General features: G+C 45.0%; 15 protein-coding genes and 1 pseudogene. 1 reads left to right on the forward strand and 15 read right to left on the reverse strand.

All coding sequences use genetic code 11. The annotated features are described in order from the left end of the window. Nucleotides 1–6 precede the first annotated feature (6 nt). The 10 genes from ONZ52_RS12465 to ONZ52_RS12510 all read right to left on the reverse strand — a co-directional run bounded on the left by ONZ52_RS12465 (nt 7) and on the right by ONZ52_RS12510 (nt 10211). Nucleotides 7–2724, reverse strand: coding sequence for a hypothetical protein (locus ONZ52_RS12465; protein ID WP_265218962.1), 2718 nt, complete (start codon nt 2722–2724; stop codon nt 7–9). After that, nucleotides 2711–3169, reverse strand: coding sequence for a hypothetical protein (locus ONZ52_RS12470; RefSeq protein WP_265218963.1), 459 nt, complete (start codon nt 3167–3169; stop codon nt 2711–2713). The genes ONZ52_RS12465 and ONZ52_RS12470 overlap by 14 nt, the downstream gene beginning before the upstream one ends. Further along, entirely contained in the window at nt 3157–4926 is a 1770-nt protein-coding gene (locus tag ONZ52_RS12475) for a hypothetical protein (RefSeq protein WP_265218964.1), read from the reverse strand. The genes ONZ52_RS12470 and ONZ52_RS12475 overlap by 13 nt, the downstream gene beginning before the upstream one ends. A gap of 5 nt (nt 4927–4931) precedes the next feature. Then, nucleotides 4932–5762 carry a lipase family protein gene (locus tag ONZ52_RS12480; protein WP_265218965.1) on the reverse strand — a complete coding sequence of 277 codons (831 nt, stop codon included), beginning with the start codon at nt 5760–5762 and terminating at the stop codon, nt 4932–4934. After that, a complete protein-coding gene (locus ONZ52_RS12485) occupies nt 5749–6495 on the reverse strand; it encodes a lipase family protein (protein ID WP_265218966.1) in 747 nt (248 codons plus the stop codon). The genes ONZ52_RS12480 and ONZ52_RS12485 overlap by 14 nt, the downstream gene beginning before the upstream one ends. A gap of 1 nt (nt 6496) precedes the next feature. Beyond that, entirely contained in the window at nt 6497–7642 is a 1146-nt protein-coding gene (locus ONZ52_RS12490) for a hypothetical protein (protein ID WP_265218968.1), read from the reverse strand. Nucleotides 7643–7866: 224 nt separating this feature from the next. Next, nucleotides 7867–8484, reverse strand: a complete 618-nt coding sequence (locus tag ONZ52_RS12495; RefSeq protein ID WP_265218969.1) for a hypothetical protein — start codon at nt 8482–8484, stop codon at nt 7867–7869. Nucleotides 8485–8539: 55 nt separating this feature from the next. Continuing rightward, nucleotides 8540–9187: a hypothetical protein gene (locus tag ONZ52_RS12500; RefSeq protein WP_265218971.1), complete on the reverse strand. Its 648-nt coding sequence runs from the start codon at nt 9185–9187 to the stop codon at nt 8540–8542. Nucleotides 9188–9519: 332 nt separating this feature from the next. Continuing rightward, nucleotides 9520–9756: a 2OG-Fe(II) oxygenase family protein gene (locus ONZ52_RS12505; RefSeq protein WP_265218972.1), complete on the reverse strand. Its 237-nt coding sequence runs from the start codon at nt 9754–9756 to the stop codon at nt 9520–9522. Next, a complete protein-coding gene (locus ONZ52_RS12510; protein ID WP_265218973.1) occupies nt 9753–10211 on the reverse strand; it encodes a TIGR02466 family protein in 459 nt (152 codons plus the stop codon). The genes ONZ52_RS12505 and ONZ52_RS12510 overlap by 4 nt, the downstream gene beginning before the upstream one ends. A 169-nt stretch (nt 10212–10380) precedes the next feature. On the opposite strand from ONZ52_RS12510, the gene ONZ52_RS12515 reads away from it, so the two are divergent. Beyond that, nucleotides 10381–11745 (forward strand): 2OG-Fe(II) oxygenase, encoded by a 1365-nt coding sequence (locus ONZ52_RS12515; protein ID WP_265218974.1) that lies wholly within the window; start codon nt 10381–10383, stop codon nt 11743–11745. A gap of 153 nt (nt 11746–11898) precedes the next feature. On the opposite strand, the gene ONZ52_RS12520 is transcribed toward ONZ52_RS12515, so the two are convergent. From ONZ52_RS12520 to ONZ52_RS12540, 5 genes and pseudogenes are all read right to left on the reverse strand, one after another. Next, nucleotides 11899–13212: a TfuA-like protein gene (locus ONZ52_RS12520; RefSeq protein ID WP_428981180.1), complete on the reverse strand. Its 1314-nt coding sequence runs from the start codon at nt 13210–13212 to the stop codon at nt 11899–11901. Next, nucleotides 13207–13787 (reverse strand): annotated as a pseudogene (locus ONZ52_RS25405) (YcaO-like family protein); the annotation flags it as partial. The gene ONZ52_RS12520 and the pseudogene ONZ52_RS25405, both read right to left, overlap by 6 nt. Nucleotides 13788–13798: 11 nt before the next feature. After that, complete coding sequence (locus ONZ52_RS12530) at nt 13799–14287, reverse strand: YcaO-like family protein (RefSeq protein ID WP_265218977.1); 489 nt, start codon at nt 14285–14287, stop codon at nt 13799–13801. Nucleotides 14288–14595: 308 nt separating this feature from the next. Beyond that, nucleotides 14596–15384, reverse strand: coding sequence for a hypothetical protein (locus ONZ52_RS12535; RefSeq protein ID WP_265218979.1), 789 nt, complete (start codon nt 15382–15384; stop codon nt 14596–14598). A 23-nt stretch (nt 15385–15407) separates the two neighbouring features. After that, nucleotides 15408–15671: a hypothetical protein gene (locus tag ONZ52_RS12540; RefSeq protein ID WP_265218981.1), complete on the reverse strand. Its 264-nt coding sequence runs from the start codon at nt 15669–15671 to the stop codon at nt 15408–15410. Nucleotide 15672 lies beyond the last annotated feature (1 nt).

Genomic DNA, 15672 nt, shown 5'->3' on the forward strand with positions numbered 1-15672 from the left:
AGAAGATTATTTGAGTTTGCTCCTCAGCTCAATGGTGACGGGGATTTTGTCACTGGGCTTATATTTAACCAGACCTTCACTACTGGAAATGGCATTTTTTATTGGCGTAATTTCTGAGAACAAGAGGACGAGCGCGTTAGCCGTGGCGTCTTTATTTGTGCTGTCAAAGCGTTGTAGCAACCAGTTTAACGCCTGTTGTTCAATGTTTTCCGCCGTGAATGGTGACGCCTGTACTAGGTTGTCGATTAATCCCGCTAAATTTAGGTCTGTACCAAACTGTTGCAATTTTTCCGCGAATGCTTTTGTGGCGTCTTTTTGCTTGAGACCATCAAGTACTTTAGGCACCACCATTTTGACAACGGTGGGCGCGAGCATTTTAGTGGCTTGTTCAGCAAGGTTTCCCCAACCCAAAAATGGCAGGATATCCAATTGTAAACCGGATGGAGAATCAACAGCGCCTTGACCGATAGCTAGGGTAAACACATTTTTGTCAAAGCCTGTGTTAACGAACCAGCCGTCAGCCGCAGAGGTACTGACGATAGTATTTCCTACTATGGCTGGTTGGAAGTTTGCATTGAGCGTTAAACCTACAGACAGTGTATTTAATGTCGCCGTTTCTCCTGCAATAGAGAAGCCGCCAGTGGAAGCCTGTATCAGAACCAGATCGTTATTGTCATTGATACTGAAACTCAACGAAAAGTGATAAGGCAGACCCGAAACCGTTAAAGCCGTGTTGGTCGGTGTAACACAGATGTTATTTGTCGATTGCCAACCATCAGGAGCAGCGCTGGTTAAACGTGTGAGAATTTTACCAAACGAAGGAATACTGAATTGTCCATTGGTTCCCAAAACCGAGTCGGATAATAACCAACCTAGAGGGTCGCGTAGTAATCCTGCTAAGGCAGGTACGCGGTAATGTCCAGGGTCTGTTTCGACCACCATACCAAGGCCCTGCAAGACAATTCTGGGCAGAGGGTATTGATTTACTAACTCAGATTCTATGACTGCACCTGTTAATACGTCGAGAGCATAGACAGGAGCCAGTTGTGTGACCTGATTAACAAATTGATCTGCGTCGAATGGATACACTGTTAAGGGAATAGCGGATGGTAGACTTCTATCTCCCCATACTAAATCACAAGCAAAGTTTGCTGCTGGCGCATTTGCAGTGAAGAAAACTTGTAATGCGGTGTCGAGTGACACCGAGACAGGGATCATATCCAGACAAATGTCAGTGGTTAAAGACAAGTTTGGTATATCGAAACTTATTGATCCGTTTATGCCTATTACGTCACCAAGGATAAAAGCATTAGGCAAGGTGCGGACCTGAATACTGGCTCCTTGAACCAATGACATTTCGAAACAAGGTGATGCTTCTGGGAATTGAATACTGGTCTTTCCGGCTAGTGCAGCAACCAGTGTTTGCAGCTTCGCTGTATCCTTGGCTAATAGTTGGGCCTGTTGTTTAACCGTCGATATGGGGTTATTGAAAAACGGTAGAAGAATCGTTGGATTTAACGGATAACCTTCTAACTCATCACCAATAAAGTCCAGAGCTTGGAACAAAGCAAGCACTGGCGTTGGTGGCGTTGTAATTGAGATGCCCAATGCTTTCTGGAGGAGATCATATAGTTGGGAACGTAAAGTGGGATCCACCAATAAGTTAAGAAGACGTGTTTTTGAAAATTCCGTTGGGTTCGCAAATAAGGCTGTCCAGCCTGTCGGATTGATACCATAGAGAGAATCCGCATTTGGTCTTGGGACCGCCATACCAAGAGAAACTAAAAGATTGTACGCTGTTTGGAAAGATGCATTATCAACGGCCGAGCCAGCAAGTGTCGTTATCCCTGCGTTGAGTAGTGTTAAAAAAGATTGCTGGAGTTGAGCGTTGTATTCTTCAAACTCGTCCAGTGTGATGAGCGCTTGAAGCGCCTCGTCAGGAAACTTGACATTTATTAAATTTACAATAGGCGTGACTTGAACCTGATTATTGGAAAAATCACAACTCAGTCCAATGTCAAACGCGCCCAGCTGAACCCCGTGCTGATTTGGAATCAAGTCACCATTCTTGTTATAGACTCTCATTACCAGCGAAGCTGATGGTGTCTCGGCACCCAAAATCACACTGCCATTGGCCATATCAAAAGCAACGGCATTAACCCGACTGGTAATGGTGACTGAAATGTCGTTGTTATAATCAATGTCTAGGCATTTACCTAGGCCTATTCCTAGTGTTTTCTGTTGTGCGACAAACCAATTGAGCAATATTAACCCCGTTTCACCAATCGGAACTTGGAGCGGAGAGTCAAAGGTCATGTCCCCCTTGATATTGGGTGCGGTACTCAAACTGGGTGTAAGCGCCCAACTGAGTAAAGACATAGTTTGGGAGCCTGTTGCTTTATCTGCATACAGTTCGCAAACACGGTCTCTCAACGCTTGTCTTGGATCGGTGAACAGATTCGTCAACTGCAAGGGTGCCAGCGTTGGCCAATTCAACCCTGATGGATAATTGGGTGCTGATGAAACATCCGGTAAAAGACCAGCAAGTGCGGTAAAGGCTAATCCGGGTCGTGTATTGGTATTAATGAGAGCGGCACCCATTAGTCCGGTAAGCATAGGTGCGAATGTATCTGCAGCGGTGGTGACCAGATCATCAAGGCTAGATTTATCGCTGAAATTAATATCTTGTCCTAACACGATTGGCTGATCATTACCAATTGTCAAAGTAGGTTTGCCTGCCAGCAGAGACCAACTCCATCCGTTTGCCCGAGCCCCAACAGGCTGACAGTTTCGCGTTTGTGACTGAAAAGGAAGCATCCGCAATACTTGGCGAGGTATAACCGTCTGGAAGCGAAATCTCAGCATAGGCTTTTGGTAGCCAAACGCCATTCACCTTTGAGTCAGCAAAATTCATGTCTAGAATCTGCAAAACAATGGAAGGATTAACATTGAGATCCGCAACATTGACTTTAGGAGTGAGAGAGACGGCTAGAGACAGTGTTTGTACGTTTCCGCTTTCTGGTGTTTTCCAGATCAATAAATGAGCGGGTAGGGTTGCGTCACCAGTGTCTAGGGACACTGTCCATGGATTGTTTTCAGCACCTTCGCCTGTGACAGAGATGGTTTGCGACGAAGTGGCTGCCGTGAGTAGCCCAGCTAACGCTTGCAATATAAAAGTGAAAGGTGCCGAGTTGTTGACCGTTGTTGAAGAATTGGCGATGTTTTGATAATAATTTCCCATTGCTGCAACGGGGTTCGCCAAACTATTGACGATCTCTGTACTAGATAAAGGCGGTGCAAGATTTTCAGGCCAGCCAGACTCAATAGGGGGAGAATACCAAGCAGTCTGGCGGCATTATCACTGGCTTCATTGCCATTGTTTAAGTTCAGCAGTGTGGTTAACGATTGCGTTAAAACACTGCCTAGCGTCGCTGACGCTGCATTCGAAAAAGAGGAGGGGGATAATAAATCGACGGTTCCCAAATCGTTATCTGGAATGCTAACTCCCGTAAGTTGCAAAGAGGGAACGACCTTGATGGTTCCTCCTGCCCACGCAAGTGCTAAGCCACCCTTTAACATATCGCAACGATAGCCTTCGTAACTGGCCAGTGGACCAGATGCATTTTGCAGACTGATGCTAATATCGAATTGTAAATTAGAGGGTACGAAGTTTGTGCGACCAACGCTGAGCATAAAGGTCGCAAGTTCCAGATCTGCTGCTACACATAGACTAATATCATCGTCAAAGGCATAAGGTGTGGCGTTAAATGATATTCCTGGATACACAATACGCGTTCCATCAGAATTCACATTTGAGCCAATACAAAATGATAACGCGCCAATATTATCGATTGATACGATAGGCGCTTTTAATGGATCTTCCCGTGTACCGCTGCCGTTTATGTTAGCGGTAAGGTTTCCTGTAAACCCAACGACGGCGGCTAACCACGCTTTCAATAGTTCCGTGTTAGCGGTAAGTTCCCTAAACCAGTTTCTAAAAGGTGCTGAGACATCACCAGCTTGCTCGGATGAAAATAAAGTATCCCAGCGAAGAATAGGTAGATCAGGTAAATCAGGGTGATTTGGGATAGTGCTAGAAAGGCCAAAAATTGGTAGTAAATACTGTAATGGTCCTTCTTCTTCGGTGCCTAGTATTTCCGTTAAGGCGGTAACAAAAAGGCTAGCGGTGGTCTGAATGATTTCTGAACCACTAATGGCCGCTAAATCAGCAAGAGAGCGATTACTAGCAACTTTTTCTCCCGGTAGTTTTAAAGAAAGTACATCAATGGACAGCTGGAAAGGATCATCCGAGTTTGCAATATCTAGAGCAGCACTAATTTTGGCACCATTGAAAGACAGATCTCCTGCTTTTATCAGCGGAATACCTTTATCCATAGTGGCCCCAGCACCCGTTAATCCGACCGTAATAGGGTAACCCTTTTCACCTAAAACAGCCGATAAGTTGCCATTTCCGAGCTGTAAAAGAGGAATTAACCCATATCCACTAATGGCTATCTTTTGTTCGTCAGCCGTTAATTCCCACCCGTGCATTACACCTATGCTGAAGGTATAGACGCCTTTCTCGAGGTCATCTTCCATTGTGACAAGGTAAAGACCTGTCGGCTTCTCCGATTCTGGGTTAGGTATGGCGTGCCAATTGCCTAGTAGTCCAGGTGTTTTTGCAGGTATGCCTAATGCATGACCAGAAACCTCACCTAGCAAGGTTGCTAGTAACTCTGCAAACGCTTGAGGATTTTGTTTAATACCATCGGAACTCTTTTCAATCGGGTTTTCAAACCAGTCACCCTGAAGAAGTAACTCATCTGGGTCACCTTGGCTGGCTTTTAATAGCCCCACCATTTCAGCTAACTGAGTGAGGGCAGGGTCTAACCCCGAGATGCTAATGAAATTAGAGTTCGTGGACATGATGCCTACTCCTTAGGATCAAGCAGATTGGAATATGACTTAATGGAATGGTATGGATAACAGTCATTTACCGGAATGCCGGTGACGCTAACTTGCGTATCAAGGCTTGCATAGCCAATCAGCACGTTTGAGAGTTTGGCAAACGGGTCGATGGAACGGTTTACTTGAAAGCATGCCTGGCTAAAAGTATTTGCCATTAAGTTTTTGAGATCAGGGCCTCCGGTTGGTGTCGCACCAAAGGTATAAACTGATGTAATTGATAGTGAGTTGGAGCTTTCAAAATCCAATGCTGCTAGGTTAGCAACCGCTCCGCCTATGTCATGACCCGTAAAGTAGAGATTGGTGCGATCACCAAGTGCTGCTTGAATTTCGCTAAGCAGCTTTTCTTTAAAGGTAGTCGAGTCACCTGTATCACTCGGTCCATAAAATAGATTGGCGGTGCCAGTGTGAACACTGACATTGGTACCACTTATGGTGATGGTTTTGGTTTGGGAGTTGGATACGTAGTCTGCAAATTCTTGCCAAGTACAGGCACCACGAAAGGCAACCGCTAAACTATCCACACTGGTATAAATAGTGGCAAAGTTTATACCATTTGCGGTGATGCTTTTTCCAACGCTATAGGGTGAGATGTTCATGGTTTGCGCATTCGGATGTTGAAAGCGCTGATAACTCACGGCGCATAAATTGGCAAATTGAAAAGCAAGCTGACGACTAAAGCCTGGAACTTGCTCAACGGCACCTGATTGAGAAGGTGGTGGATTTGGGGCGCCATTCATGGCTTTTAGATAGAAGTCTGCAGAGCGTTCTATCCAAGGTACGTCAAACTCTGGCAATGAAGAAGAGAGCCTCGATTAATTCGCCAAGTTCGCTATTTAATTCACTGTTATTATTGAGCGGAAAGAAGTCAATTTTGTTGTCTTCCGTTCCCGCTATTATGGCGTAGCTATTTGGCACCTCGTTTTTTAGATAGGCGGCAAACACTGAATTGGCAATGGCACCTGTTGAAAAGGCATAGCTTTCTACGTTACCTGGCGCGCTCTGTTGAGTGGGGCCTTTGTTGCCAGACCTTAGATCCAGCGCCGCCATTTGCGCCAAAGGGCCAGATAAACTCACCCCTGTGACTCTTAGTTTTTTACCAGAAAGAAACTTGAGACTGTCCCACAACGACGCTCGTACTGCATTATACATGGCGTTATAGGTAAAAGAGATCAGGGAACCAGACGGTGCGCCTGTCCATGAAGAGACAGGCGTGCCTTGAATTGAACCATTCATGTAATACTGCATCCAGCTTGACCAGTCGATACCCAACGCCAAGACGGCGGATGTGCTGGTATCGTTCCCCACGCGACCGGACGCTAAAAAGCCTTTAACACCAGGATACTGAAATGGCTGCGGGGCACAGTTTACAATGGCTAATTTATTCCAACCCGGTGGCAGGAATACATTAGTCAGGTCACTTGAGGTCATTGCCAATTGCGCCAGTGGTAGTAAATCAACCGCGATGGCAGAATCAAAAACTGAATCACTGTCGTCTGAAGTACGGTATCTATCGTTTAAAGGATACATATTAATTACCCGTTAGTTGGTCAGTATTAACGGTTAACCCCAGCATAGGGGAGAGAGAAATATCACCAGTTGATATTGTTTCTGTGATGAGAAGAACTAGATTAGGCCCATCTTCCGACGTCGTGATTGTCAGCCCACCTGCTGGAATCTCAACGTTCTTAATGGCAAAAATAGCGATCTGTTTTTGAGCCATCGTATCGTCCAGTAGGGGTTTAACCGCTGCCACTTTTTGCGTATCTCCCAGTAAATAACTCATCGTCGGAGCTAGCAATTGGTGGAACTCACTTCGGTCGAGGTCTTTTCTAGACTTAGTCGATAACTCTTGTAAGCACGAATGATCATACATATGAGTAATATTGACAGATTTGGAGCCAATCATTTCACGCATTGAGTCCATATCACCTGCAATCGTTAGGAAGGGCACAATGCCTGATGTGGCTGAGGCATCTAAGGTGGTGGCGCCATTTAATCCGGTGTACTGATTTGATGCAGGAACAGCATATTGACTAACGAGTTGAGCGTAAGAATCGATCTCAGCTGCAGTGACACTCTGTTGTCCATTGCTGCCTACTTGGCCTGGGCTACCGCCACCGCCGTTGAGTCCATTTTGTCCAGGCGTTCCTGCATTACCCGTTTTACTTCCATTCGTGCCCGCTGCACCACCAAGTCCTCCTTGCCCACCTTGACCGCTAGCACCACCAGCACCACCAGCACCGCCTAAGGTATTCACTGACACATTAAGAGGTAAGCTATTACCCGTTTGATATTGAACGAGTGCTACGCCGCCGTTACCACCAGCACCACCGTTTCCGCCTGTGCCACCATTATTGCCGTTACCGCCATTACCACCATTCGCCGGTGTCTCGCCTTTACAGGCTGATCCGCTGGTAGTGCCCCCCGCACCGCCATTGCCACCCGTACCACCAGTGCCGCCAGTGCCACCAGCTCCGCCATTGCCACCTGCTAACTCAATATTGACGGTAAGGTTTTGGCTGTAGCTTTTGGCTCGAAAGGTCACCATTTTTGCGCTGGTGCCAGCTTCGCCATTTTGCGCTTCTCCGCCTTTACCGCCTGGAGTCCCCTTCACCGCCTTTTGTGGCGGGTACACAACTGCTACCACTGCAGCTACTTTTTGAAGAGCTGTCATGGCCGTTTTCACCTGTCGCGCCTACAGAGCCAATCGCTCCAGGTTTGCCATCGACACCATTTATTCCATTCGCGATTATGTTTAACAGATTACTCATACTTGTTCCCTCTGTAAGTAGTAGCAAGCACGTGCCTCTTGTATATCAGAACGACAATGTGACGCGTGCTTGCTATTAGAAATGTATGTTTAATTGTTGATTTGATAAGCCAAATCAACGTGTTCAATTAAGCGGTGGTTACATACACCTTGCCGACGGTGCCGTTTTGACCATTGCTTCCAACGGAACCGCTACCGTTATTCCCTGTTCCCTGGCCGGGAGCACCGCCAGTACCACCTGTTCCGGCAAGACCTGTCGAGTAAGTTATGCTTACTTGCGCATTGTTTGAGGCCGTCACATATAAATCTGCCGAGTTGCCACCATTGCCGCCTGTGCCGCCATTGCCGCCAGCACCACCGACACCTTGAACGCCATTACTTGCAGGGGTGCATAAATCTGTGCAATTGCCTGCTTTGCCGCCTTGACCACCAGCACCGCCATTACCACCAGCACCACCAGCACCACCATTGCCTGCTCCGTATAAAATAGTAATTGCACCCGTAACACTGCCCAGTGACACTGATCCACCGCCATAATTTAGGCCATTTGTACCGTCGCCACCTTTTCCCCCAACCCCGCCAGTTCCACCTTGAGAACCATTGGTAGGTTGTTGTGTGCACTTTGCGCCTTTACCTCCCGACTGAGTACTTGTGTTGCCATCTGAACCAGGGCCGCCAGTGCTACCCACACCACCTGGTTGTCCGTTAGAGCCATTGTCTGCGCCAAATCTGAAAGTTGTAGTCATGATCTTGTCCCTTTGAAAAGTAAAAAATGGTTATGAGTTAAAACAGTTGCTCATGCTATTTTTGGGTAAAGACTTGAGAGGTCCATTGTGTGGAGCCACCAATAATCTGGATCTCACCACCTTGTTCTACAGTGACAGTGCCAAAATTCACCACAATTGGTTTGTTATCTTCGCTTTTTAGTATTAAGGGGTTACCCGGAGAAACAGTGACATTTTCCGCCGCAAAAACTGGAATCGTCATTGGTTTAGGGAAGCTGACTTTGTTGATGGCGTCTTCGTATTTTTTTACTTTTTGGGAGTGTCCCATGACGTAGGCAAGTGTGGCGTTGGCAAGGTGATGGGCATCCTGCTTATAGCTTTCGTGTAGATTGCGTTCAAATGAACAGCCATCAGGGGAATCTTTATGCAACTTTAATAAAGTTGAGGAAGGTTCTGGTGGGTAGTTGATGTGATGATCAGATTTAGTACCAGCATCGATTTCATCGTCTTTAACCCCAAGCTTGTCTTTGAGGTCCTTGATACTGGTCGCCATTACCCAACCAGAAGGGGCATAGTGTGATTCGTTGACATTCGACGATAATACAACGCCATTACCGGATCCTGATGTGTTGATTTCAGGAATAATGTCAGCTTGCACAATATTATGTTTTGCAAGTTCGGTTAGTTGATTTTTTTTATGTTCTGCCGTTAATGTGTTACTCATTTTTTAATCCTCTCTATTATGTTTCCATATTGTCTGCCTTGACGATTTACCCTCCCTTATAAAGCATTAAAAAGTAAATAGCGTTCGACAGGTCTTTTAAAAAAATGATCTTGTATTGCTCTTTATTTTCTAAAATTTCAGTATTGTCTTTTTATTATATTTGGACGACTTATAGTTATACTTAAAAGTAAATAAGTAAATTACACAATGTTACACGGATTTTTTGGAGGGCTATCGCATACGAAGAGAGACAAAAAGGCTAATATTTATCAATTACTTGAGTTGTGTTAGATGAAAATTAGCCTGATGAAAGAAGACTAAATTGAAGCGTATTACAGTTTTACCCAGCGGTCAGGTGAGGGCATCAGGAACTCTGGAGTCCCGCCGTCGGTTTGTTTTTTAGCGGTAATCACTAGGTCATATGAAATCGACACCCTTGGGTCATCGCATTGATTTGTTGTTACATCATGGGGTTGTTTGGATGGGAAAATCACAATTCGACCTTCTTTCGGTGCGTAATCAACCTGTTCAAAATTCAGTGCATTAAAATCACAATAGGCTTCAGTCATGCTAGAACTAAGGCTTCCAGAGAGTTCATTATATTTATTGACGTTAAAAAAACGTGTTGCTCCTGGTCGGCTCCAGTTCCTACCGAGACATAGTACACAACACTTAAGTTAGCATTAGGGTGAGTGTGTCTGGATACGCTTTGTCCTTTTTCGGCGATGATGGGCCAGGAACGCTGGGCATAAATATCAATCTTGCTCAGATCCAATCCAAGCGTTTTAAGGTATATCATTGCGTGTTTTTTAACTTCTGTTGTGAGCCAAGAAAAATCTACGTCATTGTGTAGCTGATCTATATCGTGTACATCTCCCGTCCAACTGGATTGATCGTTGGTTCTTTTTGTCACTACTTTGTTTTTAAGTGAGTAGATCTTATCCAGCATGCTGTTTTTATAATCTGCAGAGTTTGCAATATCTTCATAGTATATTGCGAGTGGGAACCAAATATCGATAGCCATTTTTAATTCCTTTTTGATTTATTTTGTAATCGTTGATTTAACATTAATGTTTCACCACTTATGTTTTTACAGTGATTAATCTATTTAATTAGGTTAAAGTGTCGAAATTATTTTTACAACTTTATTTTGTTGTTTTATTTAAATGGAAGAGGTTGAAAGGAATACTGACATGAATGGTTTTAAGACACCCATTGCTGAATTAACCGATTTGTACTCTGAAAAAGATGATATTTCTTTACCCGATATTGAGCAGCATGTCCTATGGCGAAATGCGTATTTTCAGCACTTTTCGAGTCGGGCCGCATGGCAGCAATATCGAGCTGTAATCGATGATCCGCAGTTAAAGCATTGGTGCGAAAAAGAAAGTGGAAATGCTCAATCACTTATCGACTGTCGTGGCTGGAAAGTTTTTAAGGATGCAATAGAGAGAGTCTATAGATACCTTATGAGCGAGGGTGTTGCGCTTGAAAGAGCCACCGTGACATTACCAGTGATTTTAAGTATCGAACAGCATGCCAAGGAAGAGTTCGCCCGCGGCGAGGCATCATTGTGTATTTATATCAGAATTGATTTCAATACGGGCGCACAAATGTGTTTGCAGTCAAAAGAGCGAATGGCTGTAGAAATAGAATGCGGTGCTATGCATATTGTCAGTGGCTATCAACGGCATCGTCTTGCTGGAAAGGGGGTTGTGATGGCTTTTCAGATTGATCTCCCGTCGATTTCAAGACCAGACGTGTTGAATACGACATATGAGTCACAGGATAGCTTAAACGACGAATGGATATTTTACGCGGCGGTTGCTCAACCGATTCATCATCCTCTTGTTAGTTTTGAATGCATCAAAGAGAAAATTGATTGGCTAGAACATCGGGCATACAAGCGTTATCGTCGTCTTGAATGCCCTGTTATAAAAAAATATCTGTTGGAAAACGCTAACCCACAGTTTGCCACCCAAGCAGAAAAAGATGTTGTGAGAGGCTATGGCAATCAGACAAATACAGTTGAGTCGAATCGTTTTCATCTAAAAGAACATATTCTGGTGCTGACGGAGCTTCAGTGCTCAGCATTAGTTCAGTTTATTGATGACAATATCTCTTCCGCCGTCATTGATAGTGTTGATGATTTTCCTGAATATCAGGTCGATGTGTCTTTCGAATTGCTTTCCCAATTGGTTGGAAAGGAAACTTGTCAGACCATTCTTGACCTTCCTAACGTGCTTGATAACTCGCTTTCTCATAAGCTATCGTCTCAGCTCGGGTATTCGCTATTTCTTCGCCTTTATTCGGAAGAAACAAGGCCATTAATACCTTTTCATCACGATATTTGTGCTTACACCTGTGTCATTGCCTTGAACGATCAATCCGATTTTTCCGGTGGCTATTTTGTGATGTTAAATGGCGATAATCTAGAAAGGGCAGCTTGGAAGCAAGGAGAGGCCTTGCTTCATTCGGGTAATCTTGTTCACGGAGTGAGCAAAATGAACGCGGGAAAACGTTACTCACTGGTAATGTTTACCAACTACCTTGACTAAAAATGCTTGAACCTGTAGTAAGTCGTGCCTTTAGGCCGACAAAAAAACCACCACGACAAGTTACGTCTTAATGCTTGATTGAAGACGCTAGGGTTAATAAATCATCGGTGATGCCTCCTTCGCACCTATTTGAATAGATATTTGAACAGCGCTTTAAATAGCGGTTCGAATGAGGCTTTCATCTAAGATGTGTTCTGCTTGAATGGCTATTTGGTCGGCGTAGGCCATCAGCAGCGCCTCGCGTTCTATCCATTGGTCAAATTGTTGGGTGGTGAGTGTTAAGGCCTGAATTTTTTGGCTCATCTTCTCAAACTCTACTCTGTTATCTTCTGAGATACATTGCCAAGCTAAAGCTACTTTATGAAAGGCAGGGCGAATCCAAGGTTTCACGTCTATACCAAGCTCCTGAGCGCGTTCTAAGGCAAGGACTCTTAGCTTTGCTGGTAGCTTGTCTTCTTCCAAGTGCTTAATTGGTTCTGTTGGGCTGGGCAAGTTAATGTCAATTTTGGGTTGGCGTTGTTTAACCACATCATTGATCAGGGTGTACCAAGCATCATTTTCTTGCAGTACATAACTGACGGTTTTTGCTGCTAGAGTGTTGAGGTCTATCTTGGCAATGTCTTTGAGCAAGTGAATAGCGTCTAGTTCTTTCAAAGATTGGCTGTGTTGTTTTAAAAATAGGCGCAATGCTTCTAGCTTATCAGAGGCTATGCCTTGGGTAGAGTGCTGGGTGGAGAGCAGGTCTTGGGCAAAAGAGCATAATTGCGTGTGTGTGCGTTCTGGATACCAGAGGGATTTGAGTTGTTTTTCAAGTATCTCTGCCTGTGCATGGGTAAGTATTCCTTCGTTGCAGGCGCCAGCAAGGTCGTGGCGTAAATCCACCATGGCTCTTGATACCAACATATAGTTCAGCTCGGCGGGACCGTGAGTAAGCGCCACTTCATCATCGTCTTCGTATTCACCGCTGGCATAGCGCTCATATATTTGCCCTGAGCCGACCATGCCAAACACATTTAACTCAGCGGCTCTTAACGCCCCCATACTAGAGCTGCCGTAGACATGAATACCAATGGACATGGCGTGAAGAATTTCTTTATGCCAGACTGCTGGCACCGATTCGAAAAAACCATCAATCAAGACGATGATTTGCGGCTTGTCTAAGGTGGCAAGGTAAAGATCGCCTTGTTTCGCTGGTGGGCGAACATCGGCATTGGGCAGGATCTCTAGGGCTTTTTTTCGGCTAAGAGAAGGGCCTGCAAAGACAATCACGCTTTCCTTACTTTGGCTATTAACGATTTGTTCTCGGCGTTTCTGATGTTCTTGTCGCTCTTGGTTTTCTTGTTTTAAAGAGAAGTTCAGCGCCCGTTGCCCAAAAACATAACCCAATACATCGTGTATGCCTTCCAAACCGGGAGCGATAACGCGCACAACGGGAATATCAAATTCGGGCTTGGTGAGGTCGATCATAATAGGCGCAGGCAGATTGTGTTTTTTCAGTTGAGCAACCAGCAAAGCCAAATCTTCTTCTATGGTGTCATGCAGCCAAGAGTCTATGTGGTTGAAATCAATATAAGAAGGGGTATCCATTAGCTCTGAACGGACTAACTCTTGGTACGCCATGTTTTGACGAGATTTATAGTCTTTTAAACTGGCATCGTCACGGGAGCCAGAGATCAGGGTTAAGCGAGTTTGCACCGCTTCTGTGATGGCGCGCATTATGGCCACATGTTTATCAAGATGAGTGCCAGAGCCAGACATAGGGTAAAGAGGGCGATGCTGGCTTTCTTGTCGATTAATAATGGTGCAAAGAAAGTCGGAATATTCAGGTCCGAGGTGACATTCCACACACTCACCATGACATCCGCGTCTTCAATTTGCTTGATCAGCGCTTGAATCGTTGCATCAGTAATGCTGGACAAATCCACCTTTTGCTTGGCCTGTTGGTGTTTGGGTAGCAAGGACCAGAGCGTCATGGCATCCCGTTCAATTAATTCGCATAAGGCGTGGCTGGTGGCTTCTTCGCGAGTATTGCCCGATGCCAAACCATTGGTACTTAACTGAAAGCAACCACTACCAGGGGCAGGGGTACGGTAAAGTCACAGTGCACCAGATCATAAGGCACATACACCTCTGCTCCGGATTCTAACTCTTTTCCTGCAACCCAAGGACGTTTTGTCTCGGGTGAAAAGGGCATCACATTCATTCTGGGGACTTGAGCCACATCCACCACAGTATGAGATTTGGACAACTCGGTGAAGTTGGTAAATCGCATCGGCAGGTCGATGTGTTCCGCATGATAGGTTTCGATGGCCTCCATCGCGGCCGAGGCCTTGGCTGCCGCCACGGATATGCCCTTGCCTTGGGAAACGGCGACCGCTTTTGCATTAGGGCGACACGCGGTAATCACAGGAATACCAATATCATCCAGCCCAGTGACATTGGCGAGACGGGTAATGCCCATGGCCGCCAAGTGAGGCTGTATTTTATTAAGTGTTTCTTCAGGGGAAACTGTACGATGGGTGCCAGTACGATAGGTTTTCATAGCCTGTGTCCTTGCGTAGAAAGCTTTTTAGACGTTTGTCCTTTCCCTAGATTATTTTGGAAATGGTATAGCCTTGCTAGATCTTGAGGAGAATAACCTTGCCTAAGGTCTAGAGGAATGGGGGGAATCTGTAGGCTTGCTTGTTGCTGGCGGTTTATTATTTTGATATGAGGCATTTGTAATGGATTATCCTTTATCATTATCTTTCTATTTGCTTATCGCTGATTCTATTTACAACGGGCCAGACTTTTTTATTAAATTTAGGCGGATTCGTTAAATGGAGTCCGCCTTTGGTGCTTGATATTAAGTTAAGATTTGAATGTTCTTAAGTTAGCTACATAACATGTGGCGGGGATTGCTCCAACTGAACCAAATTCAATATTATGTTTGGTAGTGGAACCTGACCCAAGATCCTTTGGATTAATTGCTCCTGCCTGTACTTGAGCATCGCCATAATAGGTTTTTAGGTGTTCAATGGAGATGTCTTGATGAGTTGGTGGCGTTTTAGGCACGACTATATACTGATTAATTTCTTCTGCACGAATGTAACTGACGCAATAACTATAGCATTCAGTGCTAGAGCGCGTGTTGTCCGGCTTTTGAAAGAAGGCTACATATAAATTCGCCTCTTTTGGCACAGCTTTTAGTTGGCTTTGCTTGTCTTTAGGTACAGGAAGAAAGGTGTTAGTGGCTATTGGCAGAGCGCCATTGGGGATGGGCGTATCAGCGACGGCTGGAGCGGTGTCGGCGATTTGTATCATATTAAGACGACTCATTTTCAGCTGGCGTAAATCGAGAAAATAACCCGGTTGATAGGTGTCTGCCGGATTGATTCCTGAATTTCCCGCGGCTTGTTCTATATTCCATGGAATCACTTTGGTGACTGCAGGCCCCATTAGATTAGCAGGATAAACCCCTTCCTTGTTTAAAAAGAAGCGTTGAGCAAAGGTGCCATCGACATTGACTTTTTCGATAATGCGGGATTCGTCTGAGTAAAGCTCATAGGGCAGGTACGCAATGCTGTCTTCTGCTAGCATGACATAAATGTCATTCATGGAAGCAATGGCTTCATCGCTAAGGTTTTGTAAGTCTGACATAGCCTTTTCCTTTTTTAGGTCCATTAAAGAAGCCGATGTTCGGCCGCGGTTTCGGTGAGCTTCTCGATGAGAGAAGTTCGTTGAGAAATATTATTAATATCAGACAGCAGCAAGAGTAGCTGTTCGATAGTCTGTGGAAAGGGAACTTGTCTCGGGTCAAGTAATATTGTCGCAAAATTGGGAACTTGATGAATGTGTTTATCCGCAAAGTCATTATTTACACCGCATAGCGCGATAGCCTGTAAATGAGATAACCATAAAAATGGGTATTCTAAGCGTGTTGTCACA

The sequence above is a fragment of the Marinomonas rhodophyticola genome (assembly GCF_026113935.1).
Taxonomy (GTDB): Bacteria; Pseudomonadota; Gammaproteobacteria; order Pseudomonadales; family Marinomonadaceae; genus Marinomonas; species Marinomonas rhodophyticola.

Bases quoted from the DNA above. Each gene is read 5' to 3' on its own strand.
- ONZ52_RS12475 (WP_265218964.1), bottom strand. From the start codon at position 4,926: ATGTCCACGAACTCTAATTTCATTAGCATCTCGGGGTTAGACCCTGCC.
- ONZ52_RS12485 (WP_265218966.1), bottom strand. From the start codon at position 6,495: ATGTATCCTTTAAACGATAGATACCGTACTTCAGACGACAGTGATTCA.
- ONZ52_RS12490 (WP_265218968.1), bottom strand. From the start codon at position 7,642: ATGACAGCTCTTCAAAAAGTAGCTGCAGTGGTAGCAGTTGTGTACCCG.
- ONZ52_RS12495 (WP_265218969.1), bottom strand. From the start codon at position 8,484: ATGACTACAACTTTCAGATTTGGCGCAGACAATGGCTCTAACGGACAA.
- ONZ52_RS12500 (WP_265218971.1), bottom strand. From the start codon at position 9,187: ATGAGTAACACATTAACGGCAGAACATAAAAAAAATCAACTAACCGAA.
- ONZ52_RS12505 (WP_265218972.1), bottom strand. From the start codon at position 9,756: ATGACTGAAGCCTATTGTGATTTTAATGCACTGAATTTTGAACAGGTT.
- ONZ52_RS12510 (WP_265218973.1), bottom strand. From the start codon at position 10,211: ATGGCTATCGATATTTGGTTCCCACTCGCAATATACTATGAAGATATT.
- ONZ52_RS12515 (WP_265218974.1), top strand. From the start codon at position 10,381: ATGAATGGTTTTAAGACACCCATTGCTGAATTAACCGATTTGTACTCT.
- ONZ52_RS12520 (WP_428981180.1), bottom strand. From the start codon at position 13,212: ATGATCGACCTCACCAAGCCCGAATTTGATATTCCCGTTGTGCGCGTT.
- ONZ52_RS12530 (WP_265218977.1), bottom strand. From the start codon at position 14,287: ATGAAAACCTATCGTACTGGCACCCATCGTACAGTTTCCCCTGAAGAA.
- ONZ52_RS12535 (WP_265218979.1), bottom strand. From the start codon at position 15,384: ATGTCAGACTTACAAAACCTTAGCGATGAAGCCATTGCTTCCATGAAT.